Annotated in this window: 17 protein-coding genes and 1 riboswitch; of the genes, 7 read left to right on the top strand and 10 right to left on the bottom strand. The window is 43.8% G+C overall.

The genetic code is table 11. From position 1 onward, the window contains the following. On the top strand, positions 1-590 hold a 590-nt coding region (locus tag AB4484_RS11730), incomplete at its 5' end, for an OmpA family protein (RefSeq protein WP_372078229.1). A gap of 126 nt (positions 591-716) precedes the next feature. Here the strand turns inward: AB4484_RS11730 and AB4484_RS11725 are convergent. Further along, positions 717-1,115 carry an OsmC family protein gene (locus AB4484_RS11725; RefSeq protein ID WP_372078227.1) on the bottom strand — a complete coding sequence of 133 codons (399 nt, stop codon included), beginning with the start codon at positions 1,113-1,115 and terminating at the stop codon, positions 717-719. Positions 1,116-1,315: 200 nt separating this feature from the next. Here AB4484_RS11725 and msrB point away from each other — a divergent pair, with 200 nt between their 5' ends. Next, positions 1,316-2,458, top strand: coding sequence for a peptide-methionine (R)-S-oxide reductase MsrB (gene msrB / locus AB4484_RS11720; RefSeq protein ID WP_372078225.1), 1,143 nt, complete (start codon positions 1,316-1,318; stop codon positions 2,456-2,458). A gap of 97 nt (positions 2,459-2,555) precedes the next feature. Here the strand turns inward: msrB and AB4484_RS11715 are convergent, their stop codons facing one another. After that, complete coding sequence (locus AB4484_RS11715) at positions 2,556-3,923, bottom strand: TrkH family potassium uptake protein (RefSeq protein WP_017065604.1); 1,368 nt, start codon at positions 3,921-3,923, stop codon at positions 2,556-2,558. A gap of 19 nt (positions 3,924-3,942) precedes the next feature. Continuing rightward, positions 3,943-4,599 (bottom strand): TrkA family potassium uptake protein, encoded by a 657-nt coding sequence (locus AB4484_RS11710; RefSeq protein ID WP_017065605.1) that lies wholly within the window; start codon positions 4,597-4,599, stop codon positions 3,943-3,945. Between the two features lie 186 nt (positions 4,600-4,785). Here AB4484_RS11710 and AB4484_RS11705 point away from each other — a divergent pair, with 186 nt between their 5' ends. From AB4484_RS11705 to AB4484_RS11695, 3 genes are all read left to right on the top strand, one after another. After that, the gene (locus AB4484_RS11705) at positions 4,786-5,955 is read left to right on the top strand and encodes a mechanosensitive ion channel family protein (protein WP_372078222.1); all 1,170 of its coding nucleotides are present in this window, start codon (positions 4,786-4,788) and stop codon (positions 5,953-5,955) included. Positions 5,956-6,042: 87 nt separating this feature from the next. Next, positions 6,043-7,578 carry a mannose-1-phosphate guanylyltransferase/mannose-6-phosphate isomerase gene (locus AB4484_RS11700; RefSeq protein WP_372078220.1) on the top strand — a complete coding sequence of 512 codons (1,536 nt, stop codon included), beginning with the start codon at positions 6,043-6,045 and terminating at the stop codon, positions 7,576-7,578. Positions 7,579-7,593: 15 nt separating this feature from the next. Beyond that, positions 7,594-9,018, top strand: a complete 1,425-nt coding sequence (locus tag AB4484_RS11695; RefSeq protein ID WP_372078219.1) for a phosphomannomutase CpsG — start codon at positions 7,594-7,596, stop codon at positions 9,016-9,018. A gap of 109 nt (positions 9,019-9,127) precedes the next feature. On the opposite strand, the gene aroG is transcribed toward AB4484_RS11695, so the two are convergent. Further along, positions 9,128-10,180 (bottom strand): 3-deoxy-7-phosphoheptulonate synthase AroG, encoded by a 1,053-nt coding sequence (aroG, locus tag AB4484_RS11690; RefSeq protein WP_048608856.1) that lies wholly within the window; start codon positions 10,178-10,180, stop codon positions 9,128-9,130. 328 nt (positions 10,181-10,508) lie between these two features. Continuing rightward, entirely contained in the window at positions 10,509-12,398 is a 1,890-nt protein-coding gene (locus AB4484_RS11685; protein ID WP_372078217.1) for a hypothetical protein, read from the bottom strand. Positions 12,399-12,606: 208 nt separating this feature from the next. On the opposite strand from AB4484_RS11685, the gene AB4484_RS11680 reads away from it, so the two are divergent. After that, positions 12,607-13,077: a hypothetical protein gene (locus AB4484_RS11680; RefSeq protein ID WP_050633143.1), complete on the top strand. Its 471-nt coding sequence runs from the start codon at positions 12,607-12,609 to the stop codon at positions 13,075-13,077. Between the two features lie 37 nt (positions 13,078-13,114). Here AB4484_RS11680 and AB4484_RS11675 read toward each other — a convergent pair whose 3' ends face one another. From AB4484_RS11675 to AB4484_RS11665, 3 genes are all read right to left on the bottom strand, one after another. Next, positions 13,115-13,345: a DUF3820 family protein gene (locus AB4484_RS11675; protein WP_050633144.1), complete on the bottom strand. Its 231-nt coding sequence runs from the start codon at positions 13,343-13,345 to the stop codon at positions 13,115-13,117. A 12-nt stretch (positions 13,346-13,357) separates the two neighbouring features. Beyond that, a complete protein-coding gene (locus tag AB4484_RS11670) occupies positions 13,358-14,029 on the bottom strand; it encodes a DUF3313 domain-containing protein (protein ID WP_061038465.1) in 672 nt (223 codons plus the stop codon). A gap of 100 nt (positions 14,030-14,129) precedes the next feature. Then, positions 14,130-14,483, bottom strand: a complete 354-nt coding sequence (locus tag AB4484_RS11665) for a hypothetical protein (RefSeq protein WP_017061749.1) — start codon at positions 14,481-14,483, stop codon at positions 14,130-14,132. Between the two features lie 323 nt (positions 14,484-14,806). Continuing rightward, a riboswitch (cyclic di-GMP riboswitch) is annotated at positions 14,807-14,896 on the top strand. 72 nt (positions 14,897-14,968) lie between these two features. On the opposite strand from AB4484_RS11665, the gene gbpA reads away from it, so the two are divergent. Continuing rightward, entirely contained in the window at positions 14,969-16,435 is a 1,467-nt protein-coding gene (gene gbpA / locus AB4484_RS11660; RefSeq protein WP_372078215.1) for an N-acetylglucosamine-binding protein GbpA, read from the top strand. 110 nt (positions 16,436-16,545) lie between these two features. On the opposite strand, the gene cyoE is transcribed toward gbpA, so the two are convergent. Then, entirely contained in the window at positions 16,546-17,520 is a 975-nt protein-coding gene (gene cyoE, locus AB4484_RS11655) for a heme o synthase (protein WP_050633147.1), read from the bottom strand. After that, a complete protein-coding gene (locus AB4484_RS11650; protein WP_050633148.1) occupies positions 17,510-18,565 on the bottom strand; it encodes a heme A synthase in 1,056 nt (351 codons plus the stop codon). Before AB4484_RS11650 ends, cyoE begins: the two co-directional genes overlap by 11 nt. Positions 18,566-18,615 lie beyond the last annotated feature (50 nt).

Genomic DNA, 18,615 nt, shown 5'->3' with positions numbered 1-18,615 from the left:
AACAGGTTGGAGTCATGACCCAAGACCTTAACTCTAACCTTGTTACCATTGGTCTAAGCTACAATTTTGGTACAGGTAACACGACAGCTTCAGCCGCAACAGTAGCTACTGCGGCAGCGGTAACACAGGCTCCAGCTGAACCAATTGCAGAACCTGAAGCCGTTGTGGTCGAAGAAGAGACTGTTGTAATTAAAGCGCAAACTGAAAGCTTCTCTCAAGGCATGTTTGAGACAAACAGCACTGAACTGTCTACTGAGGGTGAAACTGCTCTAATGCCACTAGTAGAAGTGCTGCAAACTTACCCTCAATCGTCAGTCAACGTAGTTGGTCACACCGATTCAACAGGTGCAGCTGAGTACAACATGATGATCTCTAAGAAACGTGCTGCCGCTGTAGCTGCATACATCGAAGAGCAAGGTATTGAAGCAGACCGTATTACGGCTACAGGTGAAGGTGAAGAAAACCCAGTAGCAACAAACGATACTGCCGAGGGTCGTGCGCAAAACCGTCGTGTTGACGCAACAATCCCAAGCTTCGAATACCAAGAAGAAGCGCAAATGGAAGAAGTTATCGTAGAAACGGCTGAATAATAGCACTCTACTCTAGCGAGAATAATTAAGGGCGGAACACTGTAATGTGCTCCGCCCTTTTCTTTATCTGGCTCTACTCATAAGCCATAAAAAATTAGCCTATCGCCAAGGTATACAGTCAGAAGGCTAAACGATTTCCCAGCTGTGGGTCATCTCTACGCCAGCACCTAGCATCAGACATACTGAACAGTATTTCTCTAATGAATCCGCACAGACTTTAGCAACAAGCTCAGGATCAAGGTTGTCACCCGATACTTCAAAATGAATATTAATCACGGTAAAGATTTTTGGCGCGGTTTCACGACGTGTTGTTTCAAGTTTTGCATTACAGCCTGTGATGTTCTGGCCTGCAGATTTCAAACCATCAACCACATCAACAGAGCTACAACCACCAGCCGCCATTAACACCATTTCCATCGGGCTTGGCGCAGTTGCACCACCACTTCCATCCATCACGACAGAGTGACCTGATTGAGGTTGACCTAGGAATTTAAAGCCTTCGACCCATTTAACTTCTGCTTGCATGTTGATCCTTAGATGTACGAAAACGTCATCATTATCTATTATTTTACATCAATGCCTACACCCTACTACTGGCGGCATTTATGAGCAAGATTTTCTCAATGACATATTTTTTTCATGAATGATGCAATTTTTTCCATCTAAAACCTGTCTCTATTCGTACATTCAAAATCGAATGAGAAGAACGTCAAGATGAGGTATCTATGAATAAATTATCTAAAATATTGGTATCACTCGTGGTTGCGCTACCACTGATTTCGCTGTTTGTAAGCCAGACTGGCACTGCCAATACAATGGATAAAACAGCTAATTCAGGTAAAAGTGAAATCGCGACACTGGCTGGTGGTTGTTTTTGGTGTACAGAATCCGACCTAGAAAAGCTGACAGGCGTCACCGACGTTATCTCTGGGTACTCTGGTGGTGAACTAGAAAACCCAACCTACAAACAAGTATCCTCAGGCAAGTCTGGTCACATCGAAGTGATCAACGTGACTTACAACCCTGATGTTGTTAGCTATGAACAGGTTCTTGACCAATTCTTCAGACACATCGACCCAACCGATGACAAAGGCTCTTTTGTAGACCGAGGCCGTCATTATCGACCAGCTATTTTCTATCATAACCAAGCACAAAAAGATGTTGCTCAGAACTTCATGATGGAGATCGACAAAGCTAATATCTTTGGTGAACCACTAAAAACAGAACTGATTGAATTTGAAAAATTCTGGCCAGCGGAAGACTATCACCAAGACTATTACAAGAAGAGTAAAGTTCGTTATAACTACTACCGCTATGCTTCTGGCCGCGATCAGTACCTAGACAAGATCTTCGGTGACGATAGAAAAGAGAATCCACAAACTATCCGTCAGATCATCGACAACAAGAATGCGACAGCCAATGCTAAGACCTACGTTAAACCGTCTGATGCTGAGATCAAAGCGAAGCTAACCTCACTGCAGTACGATGTAACACAAGACGATGCAACAGAGCGCCCGTTTGGTAACAAATACTGGGATAACAAGCAAGAAGGTATTTACGTTGATATCGTAACTGGGGAGCCATTGTTCTCTTCAAAAGACAAATACAAATCAGGTACAGGCTGGCCGAGCTTTACACAGCCAATCAGCGAGGCTTATGTAGTCACAACTACTGACTACAAACTGCTTTATCCAAGAACAGAAGTTCGCAGTAAGTTTGGCGATTCTCACCTGGGACATGTATTTAAAGATGGTCCAAAACCAACGGGGTTACGTTACTGCATGAACTCAGCCGCAATGCGCTTTATCCCAGCGGATAAATTAGCAGAAGAAGGCTATGAGGAATACGTTGAGATGTTTGAGGGCTAAGCATTCAGCAATTAACGATGAGCCTATGACAACAAAGCCAGCATATCGCTGGCTTTGTTATTATTTACAGAGCTTTATTATTAGCCTGTTCATCTTATTAACCCGTTAACACCGTGTCTTCTGGGTATTTCAACAAGGAAGGTTCTGGGCGAGCTAGCATATAAGCCAAGGTCAGGGGCCCGATACGTCCAATCACCATAACCACAATCATGATGTATTTACCTGGCTCAGTCAGGTTTGCGGTTAAGCCAGCCGTTAAACCAACCGTTGCAAAGGCAGAAATCACCTCAAACATGACTCGATCAAACGCTGCCTTTTCAGTAAGCATTAACAAAAACATCGCGGTGGTTAATAACGCCCCACTTACCACAATAATGGCCAATGACTTTGTTACCGCTTGCCAAGTTACGGTTCGCTTAAACATCACTACATGCTTTTTCTGACGTAGGAAGGTCCAAGTTGCGACAAAGGCGACGGCAAAGGTCGAAACCTTAATACCACCACCTGTAGAGGTAGAACCTGCACCAATCAACATCAGTACAATCATTACCAACAATGCAGGCTGAGTGTACTGAGACAAATCCACACTATTAAAGCCAGCAGTACGAGCACTTGCCGACTGAAAAAACGCGGCTAGCCACTGCCCTTGAGTCGATAACCCTTCCATGGTTGCTGAGTTATTTCTTTCCAACAGCCAGAACAATACCGTACCTACCAACAATAGAGTCGGAGTGGCGGTTAGCATAATCTTGGTGTGTAAATGAAGATGTCGAAAACCTTTACGCCAGTTACTCGATAGGTCGCCGACGACTGTGAAGCCTAGCCCGCCGAAAATAAACAAGCCAGCTAAGGTAAAGATCACCAATGGATCATCAACAAAACTCATCATACTGTCTGAAAACAGTGCGAAACCTGCGTTATTGAATGCTGATATCGCATGAAAAAGTGCATAAAAGCTACCCGTTGACCATCCCATCTCAGGCACCCAGCGGAAACAGAGCAATACAAAACCGATAAATTCAGCCACTAATGCAAAGATGATGATCTTCTTAACTAATTTGCGAAGGTTAATCTTACGATCTTGGCCAAGCGCTTCTTTCGCTAGTGCTTGTTGTTTAAGGCTTAACCGAACACCGAACATATAAAGCAGTACCGCAGATAGAGTCATCTGCCCTAACCCACCGACTTGCATCAAGAACATCAGTAAGATTTTGCCCGCCAAGGTGAAATGCTCACCGGTATCGACAACCCCTAATCCTGTCACACTGATCGCCGAGGTTGCTGTAAACAGTGCATCCGTAAAGCTTAGGCCTGTCACGGAGAATACAGGCATCGTCAACAATATTGCAGAGGGGATAAGCACGCCTAAGAAACTCGTAAGGATAATCTTAGGTTCAGAGCCTTTACGTGGCTTTTTATCACTCTTAAGCGTGTAGAAAGTACCTTTTCGTTTTAACGAATTCATACTGTTACCTTATTGCCAATTACCAATTGCGTAGCTTTCTAGATAAGGTCTCTTTCGGCCCAGCGATAATCACCACATCCCCAATTTCTAAACTCACATCCAGTTCTGGTGCTTTAGTGAGGTTAGGTCCTCGCTTGAAGCCAAGTACCTCAACACCATTTTCTTTACACAGCTTAAGGTCGCCAAGTTTCTTACCCAACAAATTAGAACCAATAACAATCTCCGTCATCGCTAAACCGCTGCCAAGATCGATAAACTCAAGAACGCGTCTATCCAACATTTTACGCGCAACACGAATGCCCATATCTCGTTCAGGCATAATGATATGGTCGGCACCAATCTTAGAGAGAATCTTGCCGTGAAACTTATCGTTCGCCTTTACCCAAACAGCTTTTGCGCCTGACTCTTTTACCACCAGAGTAGTCAGAATACTGGAATTAACATCAGAGCCAATCGACACCATCACCATGTCGTAATCGTCGAGTCTTAACTCTTTAACTGTCTCCTCACTTGTGCAGTTCGCAACAATCGCTTGTGAAACAAAAGCCGCCGCTTCCTTCACTCGCTCTTCATCAATATCGACGGCGAGTACCTGTGCGCCTGAACTTTGCAGCTCTTTGCAAACAGATAAACCAAATCGCCCTAAACCGATAACTGCATATTGTTTGTCGCTCATTTGAAATCCTGTTTAGAAAATTTAATTGCACGGGATAGCCAAACCTACATTAGTTTCTATCTCAAAAAAAGTTAGTTCTGCAAGAATAAGGTTATACTATTGTCATAATCGCTTGATTTATAAAGGTAGAGAACAACTCGAGTTTCTGCTAATTTCCAATTCATAATTTCTGCGGCAGCACACACAATGAATGAATTCATAACCCAAGTACAAACCTACATCAACCAGAGCCATAGTGATTGGGCAAACAGCGTCCTATTTATCACTATTGCGAGTTTTCTCGCTTGGGTAGCTTGGCGAATTATCCATAATCGCTTAGAAATTCTGGTTCAGAAAACCCCTTTCCACTGGGATGATTTGCTACTAGAAGCACTAAAAACCCCAGTCAGCACATTACTTTGGTGTTGGCCTGCTACAGTATCTGTCGGGCTAATCCTTCAAGACCAGTTTGGCAATGAAATCAACTGGTTAAAAACACTTAAACACATATTGATTATCTGTACCTTCGTTTGGTTTACCTTACGAATGATCACTAACACTGAAGCGTATGTCTTAGAGCAAAAAACCAGAGACGAAACCACAGTACAAGCTATAGCGAAAGTCGCTCGCTTGTTCTTTATGGTGATGGGCGGCCTAACTATCATGCAGGCGTTTGGACTCAGCCTTTCCGGCTTACTTACCTTTGGTGGTGTTGGTGGCTTGATCGTCGGTTTAGCGGCTAAGGATTTACTGTCGAATTTCTTCGGTGGCATGATGATTTACTTCGATCGCCCTTTTAAAGTCGGCGACTGGATACGCTCTCCCGATCGTCAAATCGAAGGCACTGTCGAACGTATTGGCTGGCGCATGACCATCATTCGCACCTTTGATAAGCGTCCTTTGTACGTGCCGAATTCTGTGTTCAGTAACATTGTGGTGGAGAATCCATCAAGAATGTTGAACCGCAGGATCAATGAGACTTTTGGGCTGCGTTACCAAGATGCAGACAAATTGGCGCTCATTGTTGATGATGTAAGAACCATGCTCGAGACCCACCCAGATATTGATGCCAAACAAACGTTGATCGTTAACTTTGACAAATTTGGGCCATCAACACTGAACTTCTTTATCTACACCTTCACAAAAACAGTCAACTGGATCAGGTACCACAAGGTAAAGCAAGACGTTCTGTTACAGGTTCTGGCGATTATTCATAAACACAATGCAGACATCGCGTTCCCAACACAGACACTCAAGATTGACCCTCAAGACTTTTCTAATGTTCAAGGTCATAACAGCGTTCAAAGCCTAGGTGATAATCAGAATGTTAGCGATCCCAAAGATATGTTGAACTCCCCTACGGAAGGTCATCGATAGTCAACATCCTTCTTGGTTATCGATAAGTAATAAGCGCGAAGCGTGGTAATATGATGGCAGTATTCTAATGCACACAATTACCACTCTATGATTTTACCTGTCATCCTAGCTGGCGGCTCTGGAAGCCGCCTCTGGCCACTGTCTCGCGAGCTTTACCCTAAGCAATTTCTCAATATTGCCGGTGAGCAGTCAATGCTTCAGCAAACGCTTCAACGCCTGCAAGGTCTTGAAGAGCACTTGATGGATAGTAAATGCGATGCCCCATTCATTATCTGTAATGAAGAACATCGCTTTATTGCCGCTGAACAAGCTCGGGCATCCAATATCCAACACAGTGGAATACTGTTAGAGCCAGTCGGTAGAAACACAGCCCCAGCTATTGCGCTTGCCGCCCTAAAGGCTTTAAGTAAACCTACGCTTGATGAACAAAGCGCACCCGACCCTATCTTGTTAGTGCTGGCTGCTGATCATCACATCGCGAAAACCTCTGAATTCCAACAAGCGATTAGTCGTGGTGTTGATTATGCAAAACAAGGCAAACTGGTAACATTCGGCATAACACCTGACGCCCCAGAGACTGGTTATGGCTATATCAAGCAGGGAAAGCCTCTTTCCTCCAGTGTTAAAACTGATACTAATGGGACAAAGCAGCCAATCAATCACGCCTACGCCATAGAATGCTTTGTAGAAAAGCCAGACACAGCAACAGCAGAAGAGTACATCCGCTCAGAACAATACTTATGGAACAGTGGCATGTTCATGTTTAAGGCATCACGCTATGTTGAAGAACTCGCCGAACACCACCCTGAGATATTAGCGGCTTGTAAACTCGCTCTTGCAAAGCAAAATACCGACCTCGACTTTATCCGTATAGACGCTGAAGCATTCAAAAGCAGTCCGAGTGATTCTATCGATTATGCCGTGATGGAGAAGACCTCACACGCCGCAGTGATCCCGATGGATGTCGGTTGGAACGACATTGGCTCATGGTCCGCGATCTGGGATGTAAGCGAAAAAGATGAGCACAATAACGTCATTGAAGGTGATGTGTTGACCGTCGACTCTCAACACAACTACATCCATGCTGAAAATAAGCTGGTTGCTACGGTAGGCGTCGATAACCTGATTATTGTCGAAACCAAAGACGCTATATTGGTTGCGAATAAAGACAAAGTTCAAGGCGTGAAATCGATTGTCAGCCAGCTGAATCAAGCAGATCGCACAGAACATGTTCATCACCGCGAAGTGTTTAGACCTTGGGGTAAATACGATGTAATCGATCTAGGCAAACGCGACAAAGTTAAACGTATCACCGTAAAACCCGGTCACAAGTTGTCGTTACAAATGCACCACCATAGAGCGGAACATTGGGTAGTCGTGGCGGGTACTGCGAAAGTGACCAACGATGAAAAAACCTATCTGGTTAAAGAAGATCAATCCACTTACATCCCTTTAGGCCATATTCACAGCCTAGATAACCCAGGGGATCTCCCACTCGAGATGATTGAAGTGCAAACAGGCAGTCATTTAAATGAAGACGACATCATTCGATATCAAGACAGCTATGGGCGAGACGTGCGCAAGCAACAAGTCCACTCATCAAAGCACAACCAAACGAAATAAAACAGCGACAAATCGATGAAACCAACATTAGACCTGAGCTGCTTTAAGAACAACGATATCCGCGGCGTCATTGGTAAACAAATCAATGAGCCACTCGCCTACCTGCTCGGTAAGGCATTTGGCGAATACGTTCTATCCGCTACGCCTGAAACCCCATTCGATGGCTTGGCGCAGGTAGTGATTGGTCGTGATAACCGCGAAACCTCTCTGTCATTACAAGAAGCCATGACTAAAGGCTTAATCGAGTCAGGGATTACCGTAATTGACCTGGGTATGACTGGCACTGAAGAAGTTTACTTTGCGACTCGTCACCTAAAAGCGATTGGCGGAATACAAATTACAGCTAGCCACAACCCAATCAATTACAACGGCATGAAATTGGTCGGTGTAGACGCTAGCCCTATCAGCAAAGACAACGGCTTAGATCAAATTAAACAACGCATTGAGGCTCTAGAGCAAGAACCAGTCAGCGATCTACCGATCAGCCATGTACAACCCTCTGATTCTTGTCGAACAGCCAGTATTCTTGCTCCGTACGTCGAGCACCTACTCTCGTACATAACCCCATCAAAGCTGTCACCGATGAAGATTGTGGTTAATGTTGGGAATGGTGTTGCAGGGCATGTTATCGATGATTTAGAGAAGCGATTCAACGAACTCAATGCTCCAATCACATTCATCAAGGTTCATCACTCTCCAGATGGAAAGTTCCCAAACGGTATTCCAAACCCCTTAATCAAAGAAAACCAGATTGCGACACACGATGCCGTGTTGGCACACTCCGCAGATCTTGGCATCGCATGGGATGGAGACTTCGACCGATGCTTTTTCTTTGATGAGAAAGGCAATTACATCGAGGGTTATTACATAGTCGGGTTGCTTGCGGAAGCATTCTTGGTCAAACAGCCTAACGCGACTGTATTGCACGATATGCGCATGACATGGAACACGATTGAAGTCGCAAAAACGCATGGTGGAAAAGCGATTGGAATTAAAGCGGGGCACGCACTTATTAAAGAGAAGATGCGTGAAACAAATGCCGTCTATGGTGGCGAAATGAGTGCGCACCATTATTTTCGTGATTTTGGATATTGCGATTCGGGCATGATTCCTTGGCTATTGGTTATCGAACTAATGTCGAAAACTCAACAATCGCTTCACCAATTGACGAGTACCAGTATAGATAGATTCCCCTCTTCCGGGGAGATCAATCGAAGAGTATCAGACCCAGAGCAGGTCATGGCTTGCGTGTTATCGCACTACCGAGATAATGCCGTTGAGATCGATCACACAGACGGGATCAGCATGAATATGGACTCATGGCGCTTCAATTTAAGAAAGTCCAATACCGAGCCATTAATACGCCTTAACGTTGAAACCAAACAAGATAGAGCTTTGCTATCACTTAAAGTCGACGAGCTACTGTCTTTTCTCATTTAAGAATACAGACACTTCCAGTTTTCAACTAAGATCCACAAAAAAGCCCTTACTAGCGATTGCTAATAAGGGCTTTGAATTTTCAGTAGCTTAATCGCTGACTGTAATTAGTCTATTTGTTACGGCGAGCTTCAACAGCGTCTGCTAGCTGGCGAAGTACTGTTTCAGTGTCTTCCCAGCCAATACATGCATCAGTCACAGATTGACCGTAAGTTGCAGCTTTGCCGTCAACCAAGTCTTGGCGACCTTCAACAAGGTGAGATTCAATCATCACACCAAAGATAGCTTTGTCGCCACCAGAAATTTGTGCGCTTACGTCATCAGATACGTTGATTTGACGCTTAAACTGCTTAGAGCTGTTTGCGTGGCTAAAATCGATCATCACTTTTTGTGGAAGACCTGAAGCTGCTAGCTCTTCTTTAATCTTACCAACGTGTTCCGCGCTGTAATTTGGCTCTTTGCCACCACGTAGGATGATATGACAATCAGGGTTACCTGCTGTTTCAACGATAGCTGAGTGACCGTACTTAGTTACCGATAAGAAGTGGTGAGAAGCGCTAGCAGAGCGAATAGCATCTGTTGCGATCTTGATGTTGCCATCAGTACCATTCTTAAATCCAACTGGGCAAGATAGGCCAGAAGCCAGTTCGCGGTGAACTTGAGATTCTGTAGTACGTGCGCCGATTGCACCCCAGCTGATTAGATCTGCAACGTATTGAGGCGTGATCATATCTAGGAATTCGCTTGCCGTTGGCATGCCCATGTCAGTAAGGTCCAGCAGTAGCTTACGTCCTAGACGAAGGCCATCATTGAGCTTGAACGTATCGTTCATGTACGGGTCATTAATTAGACCTTTCCAACCAACAGTTGTACGTGGCTTTTCAAAGTAAACACGCATTACGATTTCAAGGTTATCACCAAGTTCGTCGCGCAACACTTTCAAGCGCTTACCGTACTCAAGAGCAGCTTCTGTATCATGAATAGAACATGGACCTACAATAACAAGCAAACGGTCATCGCTCTCTTCTAAAATATTGTGGATCGCTTTGCGGCTTTCAAAGGTTGTAGAAGAAGCAACTTCTGTCGCTGGAAACTTTTCTAAAACAGCAACAGGGGGTAATAACTCTTTTACTTTGTTAATTCTTACATCATCAGTCTGGAACATTGCTTACTTCTTCCTTTTTTCTATCCTTGAGCTGAATGTACGTTGTCTCACGTCACTTTCTATCAGCACTAATCTTCTTGTTCCCTGTAACTTAACTAGTAAAAACTCTAGTTTCAATCACTAATTAAAAATAAACGCAATTTTTTTTGTGTTTTATATTTAAAACACCCTGTATACCATTATTTACACGCTATCGATTGCGTATTTTATAGCAAGGTAAGAAGAGCCGTCCTTCAAGCTTCATCATGCATGTAAAATTGTGTCGAACTTAAAAACAAAAAAACGGGCTCTCATAGAGAATGCCCGTTTTATTATTTAGGTAGTAGTCTTACTCTTCGATAGGCAGTTCGATTGTAATATCAAACGAATTGATAGCTACTACCTCACCCAGTAAATTACCATCCTCGCCTTTACCATTATCGTTATCACCAAAGCGAAGTATAAAGTTAGTGTTTAACTTCGTTCCTTCAGCAAGCCCTTTCACTTTTTTATCAAAGTAAACAGCTTGAAAAGAGTCATAACTTGAATATACTTCCTGCGCTTCGCCTTCACGATGAGCTCGCTGAATAACTTGTCCTTTAAGCTGACCAGAAACATATAACGCAAATGTTTCTGTCGCCTTCCAACCATCAAGGTAGATATTGATATAAGCATCTGAAGCCGCCTTATCCGAAAATGTATCAGAAACTTTTACATCTACACCAACTGATACCTGACCTAAAGTAGGTGCGTCGCCTTCCTTAGCTGGAAACTTGGTACCTGTATAAACCCAAAGTGGATTGTCAATACTTGATTGACGGTTGCCAGTAAGTTCGATGTCTACACTATGATTAGTATCATCGATTGAATCAAGGATAGTTCCTCCAACCAACTGTTCTGATATGACAACTGGCGATAGCTCTTTGACCGTAAAGTCTTTAACTGTAAATTGTAAGCCTGCATCTACATTGTCATCAGCAACACGAACAATAAAGTTAGTCTTGAATCTCACACCATCCATTCGGGCTGCTAATTTATAGCTACCATAATTTTCAATAAACGTGGCTTTATCCATAACCGGCGTACCATCATCAACTGTTACGTCGCCATTTGGATAATAAATAGCACGAACTAGAGTACCAGCTTCATCCAATAGGTAAATATTCATAAAAGTGTCAAAACTTTCATGCCCCTCGAGTTCATAGCTGAACTCAAACTGCTTCAGAGACTTAAGGCCATCCTCAAACTGCACCTCGGGATACAACCAAGGTTCTGCCAATCCTTTTTTATTCGCTACAGTACTGAATACACCAAAACCGTTTCCATCGAAAAACACTAGCTCAGCGTTATCAACCTGGGACGGCTTAATAACTGGCGCGACAGGAGATGGGATAATTTCAATCGGCTCACCAAAATCTGGCGGTGTGATAATAATTTCACCTGACTTAGGATCAATTTTTAACTCACCAAGATCGAAATGCCTCATTGGTTCAAATTCAATAGTACTTGGTACAGACGCACCATTGAATGCGGTAATCAAAACGTCCGCATCCTTATCAATATAACGGTAAGCATGCGTACCATATTCACTACCGATCGAACCCTCAATCTCACCAGAATAAGTTGCGCCAAAATTCTTTGGTTCCTCACGAGTCTCAGTAATAGTTGAATGGTAAAAATCAATATCTTCACGGTCAGCAACAGTGAATGTCACGTAGGAATAGTCCTTATTATCCACATGAATCAACACATGCGTTTTGTCTGCACCCAGGACCTCTTCACCTTCAACCAAGTAATATGAGTAAAACTGATTGTATTCACCTTCTACAACTTTTGGTTCAATCTTAAAGGTCGCCTCTCCAAAGACTTCTACTTCCTGCATGCCATCAACAACAATATCGTTGATATCGTATGTACTCGTGCCGTACATATCCGTCACTACCAAGCGGTAATTATTCGTTCGTACATAATGAACATTGCCATCAAGGTCCTTCACTGCACAAACATTATTATCAAACTCCTGCACACTAACGACTTTATCTTCAGGCAATTCAATATCCTTTAGACAAGTATTAGACATCGCGTTCATTTCGGTTATGTTAGCCATTGTTGCATCAACGGTAACCGTTCGAGCTTGGGAAACTGGCGTCTCTGGAGATGTTGAAGTTGAACTGTCATCACAGCCAACTAACACTAAATTTGCCGCTACCACTACAGAAGATAAACTTAATTTATTCATGTACTTCACCCTTAATTGGTACCAGTACCAATTATCAATAAAAAAATGGGGACTTGCTCAAACAGAAGGTCGTCCCGCTCAACTGGGGTGTATATTATTGCGTACTCGTACCAATTGCAAGCAATTTATTAGTACTAGTACCAGAATTTGTTTGTAACTAAGGAAATCTGTATGCTGTAGCTCACTAAGCACTACTCGGTTGAATATAATGGCGCGAATTACCGCTGAAGAAAGAAAACAAAAAAAAGAAAGAATGGACGAGCGCATTGTTAAAATCTTTCTTAACGAAGGCTGGTCATCAGTTACCTATGACCGTCTTGCTAAAGAATTTAATGTCCGAAAGAGCAGCATCCAAGCTTATTACCCCAATAGCATTATGTTTGCCACAGCACTCCAAGGGGTGGTCTTCCCTATCCTCTTAGACATCCTAGACTTTGAAACAAAGGACAGATTTATTGATTCATGGATAACGGCTTATGAAGATCCCAATAATCATGTCTTTAGAGAAGTTATTGAGATGCTTCTACAAAACATTTTAAAGGATGGAACGAGTCCATATTCTCGTGGCGGTGTACTCAGGTTAAAGCAACATCTAGCTCAAACAATTGGCGAAACTGATGCCACCAACGCTATAAAGTCGATGTTCGGCGAGTTAGTCTATCGAAAAATGTTCGATTAAATTCCTCCTTTGTTCAAAAATCGCTACACGACTTTAGTTATATACCTTTAGGGTCATTATGCTTAAGTGGCTTGACGACACTATCAAGCCCTTCAATTTTCAGAGCAAGGCACAGTTTTAATAAATCGCCTAGCTCACCAGACGGGAATCCCTTTTTATCGAACCACAGCAAATATTCTTCAGGTAAGTCAATCAGTGTACGACCTGCGTACTTTCCAAATGGCATCTGCATTCGAGCCAACTTAATCAGGTTCTCTTTCTCTAGCATTATTCGCTCTTTCTATGCGTCATCTATGTTGTGTAGAGTATCACCTAAACGTTCAACCCAATAGTTGATCGCATCTTTGGCATCATCCAGAGAGTCAATCATGGTTGAAAAGTCTTTATTACCCGCTTCACGGTCGATGGCTGCAAACAGTGGTGTGCCCTCTTGAGCATCACTGACCAATAACTCTACACTCGCACTCCCAACATTGGTGTGCTCACCAGTCGTGACCTTAGATATGGTTGACATCGCAAGGCCAAACGGCAGAACGCTGCTCGTTACAGCTAAGATCGGATTGGGCGTTTCAACGTTACTCAGAGCGATACTCAAGCGGAGCGTTTTTTCTGTAGGTTCATCGACAATCGTTTTATGAGGTGATATTTTCTCTTCCAAGCGTTCAACCATGTGCTCAGTGAGTTCCTGAATCTCTTCCTGATCCAACGAACCTTCTTCTGCTAAAACAAAAATTTGGTCGATCACTACAGAATCGTAGTCATCTAACTTGGATTTCAAACGCTGTGCGTCACGTAGCCCAACCCTTGCCCAGACCAAGTCGACACCTCCGTCAGGCCCAGCCTGAAAATCTTCGTAGCTGGTAAATTCAGTAGCGGTTCTAATTGGGCCGCCTGCACAACCAAACAAGAAAATGCTGGTTGCAACAAGCAAAAGGACTTTTAAAGAGTTCATAACGCACTTAGCTAAAATTAAGGAATCTAACTAAGTATGCCATACCCTATGTAAAAAGGTTGTAGAAAAAGGGGGTTAAAAATCAGAGCTAACTCTAAAATCAATCATGTTGAACAGTGTGTGCGTACTCTACAATTACCTGATTTCCTTCAATATAAGCATTTTGGATCTCACCATCAACACTCATTCTACTTTTCAGGTAGACCACTTTAGGCCCAGACTCATTGCCCTCTTTCAGCGAGGGGAATACATTCCTTGGTTCCAAATGAAGTAAACGACAAAAGTGACTAATGAAAGACATCGTTAATGGCGTCTCCCCTCTTAGCACTCTTGAGAAATCAAGCTGGTTCATGCCTAGCTTTTTTGAAAACTCCATCTGCGTAATTCGCATTCTCGATTTTTGTGACATCCACGTTTGATACAACGCGTCTCTGTCTAGTTCTGTGAATTCCATACCGGCTCCTTTATATAATTCATACCAATCAATTGTCCGGTTTTTCATACATGGCGTGTCAGGGTTCGGTTAGTGGAAACCAAAGGTTTGGTTTTGATATGCGCACAATTGTTGTACAGAGCGAAGCGAAACAACCCAAATTCATTCACTAAAACGATTAGAGCAAATGCTTTCTTTATTTATATCAATAATTTATACGTTAACGAACTAAACATATAGCAAGTTAATTTGTATCAAGAATTAAAAGTTCGAGATTGGCATTCCACATTTCAATCGATTGATTCGCATTTATAAAACTGGTTGGCTACATTTCGATTGCTCAAACGCACTTCTGGCAAACTATTTGAAAGAATAGGACGCAAAGCCACCGGTCTGTCGACAAATATTCTGTCTATGATAGCGGGGCCGCCACTTAATAGAATTTAAGTGTAAATGCATGCCGGGGTGTTCTCTTTTTTGTCGGCCAAATACAGTAAGGACAAATAATGAAACAACTCCAAAAAAAATCACTCATCGCGCTATCGCTTCTTAGCGTAAGCGGTGCAAGCTTCGGTCACGGTTATGTCTCGGCATACAACAATGGCGTAGCTGAGAGCCGTGTTGCCCTATGTAAGTTCCCTGCGAGTGATACGCAAGAGAAAAACACCAACTGTGGTGGTATCCAATACGAACCACAAAGTGTAGAAGGCCCTGAAGGCTTCCCAGAAGTTGGCCCTGCTGATGGGAAAATCGCCAGTGCGCAATCTTCTTTAGCAGCAGCGCTAGACGAGCAAAAGGCAGACCGCTGGGTTAAACACCCGATCAAGTCTGGTTCTCAGTACTTTGAGTGGACCTTCACAGCTAACCACAAGACTCGCGATTGGAAATATTACATTACTCAACCCGACTGGAATCCAAACCAGCCTTTGGCTCGCAGCTCTTTTGACTTAACGCCATTCTGTGTTGTTGAAGGCAATATGGAACAGCCACCGATGCAAGTAAGCCACTTGTGTAATGTGCCAGAGCGCGAAGGCTATCAAGTGATCCTTGCGGTATGGGATGTAGGTGACACTGCAGCGGCTTTCTACAACGTTATCGATGTGAAGTTTGATGGCGACGGCCCTATCATTCCTGATTGGGATCAAGGTGGTCAAATCAACCCAACACAAGACCTGAATGTTGGTGACGCTGTTTACACTCGTGTATTCGACCAATCTGGTGAGAATGCTTCATACAGCACTGAGCTTGTGATTCAAAGTTCAGAGCAAGGCAAAGCCAATAACTGGTCTTACGCGCTTGCTTCTAAGATCAACCAAGAGCAGACGCAAATCAAAGCAGGCCAATTGAACGACCAAGGCGATTTCGCCCCCGTTTACGGCACTAACCCTGTTTATATAAAAGCAGGCTCTGGCTTTAACAGTGTAGAAATCGGCTACAAGATTGATACTCCAGAACCCGAGCATGAGCTTGAAGTAACGGGCTTAGAATCAGAGTATATTATCGATGAGAGCCAACCTACTCATCTTGATCTTACGTTAGCGGCAACAGGTGATATCCAAGCTGAGCTTACCGTGTACAACCACCATCGTGAAGCACTTGCATCTCAGAAATCGGTTCTAACAGACGGACAAGTTGAAGATGTTCAACTGACTCTTTCTAAGTCTGAAGCTGGCCACCACATGCTTGTGGTTGTGACGAAAGATGACCAAGGCAACTTAGTGGATCAGAACACACTTGATTTCCATCTAATGGACGAGCAAACACCGCCACCAGCAGGCGATTACGACTTTGTGTTCCCAGAAAGCATTGAATCTTACACTGCAGGAACAAAGGTTCTGAGCAGCGATGGTGGTGTTTATCAGTGTAAAGAGTTCCCATACTCTGGTTACTGTGTTCAATGGGCTCCAACAGCAACTCAGTACGAACCAGGTGTAGGTTCACACTGGCAAGATGCTTGGAACAAAGTGGACTAATTGTTAGCGAGTTACTTACTTTCAAGTATGTGAGCTTGTGTAATTAGCCAAACAAAAACGGATGCTCAGAGCATCCGTTTTCTTATTCAGCAACAGCAGAAATGGGGTTATCAAAGTAGATAGTGGTCTGCCAACAGAGCCACAAACAAGATCATGAGATGATAGATGGAGAACTTAAAGGTTTTCATGGCCATATTGGGTTCATCACGATATTTAAGTATCCAAGCGTGATAAACAAACCCGCCGTTGAGCACCAATGAAGCGCTAAGATATATCCAGCTGCTCATGCCAACCAATACAGGCAATATACACACGATGCTAAGCAACAAGGTATACAGAAGAATAGACGTCTTGGTGTATTCGATTCCGTGAGTCACAGGCAACATGGGGATGTTCACTTTGGCATACTCGTCACGACGATGAATTGCCAACGCCCAGAAATGAGGAGGTGTCCAAATAAAGATGATCATCACCAACAACCAAGCATTTGAATGCAGCTCGTTGGTGACTGCCGTCCAGCCCAATAACGGTGGCATTGCGCCAGCTATCCCTGCAATTACGATGTTCTGTGGCGTCGCTCGCTTCAAGTACATGGTATAGATGACCGCATAGCCCAATAAGCTTGCAAAGGTTAACCAAGCCGTGAGTTGATTGACCCACACCACTAACGTAGCGAACCCAAATAAGCCGATACCTGCTGCAAAGCTGAATACGCGCACACTGCTGAGCTCACCGGATGGTAAAGGACGTCGATTTGTTCGAGACATCTGGCCGTCGATCTTTTTATCGATCAAATGGTTAAACGCAGCCGCTGAACCTGCCATTAACCCTATCCCAATCATTCCGAACAGAGTTTGTTGCAAAGGTAATCCATTCGGCACGGCCAAACACATCCCAACCAATGCCGTCAGTAACATCAAAGCAACCACTTTAGGCTTTGTCAGCGTTAAATAAACCTTCCAAGTGGCTTTGTTTTTTTCAGCCTTTTCTTTACTTAACGTTATGTCATTGTTGGCGGTCACCTTATGAGTTAAGGCTGCGTCTTGAGCCACCACTTCATACTGTGTTGACGTTCTACTGACCATGATTACCTCCTTGTAATACACTGTTCTTCACCAAGCTCTCACTCGGTTTGCGTTGCCACACCACAAAATTGGTTACAACCATGCTGATGAGCAACATTGCTGCGACTAGGTTATGCAAAACCGCAACTGAGATTGGCAAGTGAAACCATACATTACTGATCCCAAGGCTGATTTGAGTACACAGCACTATTGCCACAATCACGCTCAACTTTTGGTGAGGTGCTTGGCCAAACTTCCATAACTGGTACACAACCATCAGCACCGTTAATGTCGCCACAATAGCCCCGAACCTGTGCATGACATGGATGGTGAGCCTCGCGGGATACTCCAACACGCCAAACTCATAGTTATCGTGTCCGTGTTGAGCAAAATCGAACGCATTTTTGAAATCGAGGTAGCTCATCCAGTTACCTTCACAAATAGGCAGTTGGGTACACACCAAAGCGGCATAGTTTGACGATGTCCAACCACCAAGCAGTATCTGCCCAATCACAATGAGTAACCCAAAGAGCGCCCAAACTTTAAGTGTTGGAGAATAAGAAGCCTCGCCAAAACGGCTTTGGAATTGAGACAAGCGACAGTAGAGCAGACACAACAGTGACAGCAACGTAAAGCCCCCCATCAAATGCGCCATAACCACAACGGGCATCAACTTGAGAGTCACCGTCCACATTCCAAGCAAGGCCTGAAAGATCACAGTGGCTGAGATAAGCAGTGGAAGACCAACTGGTGTGATGTTCTTTTTAATACACCAAGCTACAACGACAAAGATGAGCAGTCCTAACGTTCCTGCAAAGTAGCGATGTATCATCTCTATCCAAGCTTTGTCTGCTTCGAGAGCTCGCTCAGGAAATTGCAGATTGGCTTGATTCACCGCTTGGGCATCAGAAGGAACCGTGATCTTCCCATAACACCCAGGCCAATCAGGACAACCAAGACCAGCATCAGACAAACGTGTATAAGCGCCGAGAACAATCACGGTAAGGGTTAACAAGATAGTCGCTCGCATCACGAGCATCAGTAAATCAGGGGCTTTATTCTGCATCACTTATCTCCCTATACTTATTCCCTTTCGCTTCTTACACTCAAGCACTC

It is taken from the genome of Vibrio sp. 10N.261.46.A3, from assembly GCF_041472995.1.
In the GTDB taxonomy this organism is placed as follows: Bacteria; Pseudomonadota; Gammaproteobacteria; order Enterobacterales; family Vibrionaceae; genus Vibrio; species Vibrio coralliirubri.
Note: the sequence above shows the minus strand (reverse complement) of the source record. Positions and strands in the feature narration are given on the sequence as shown.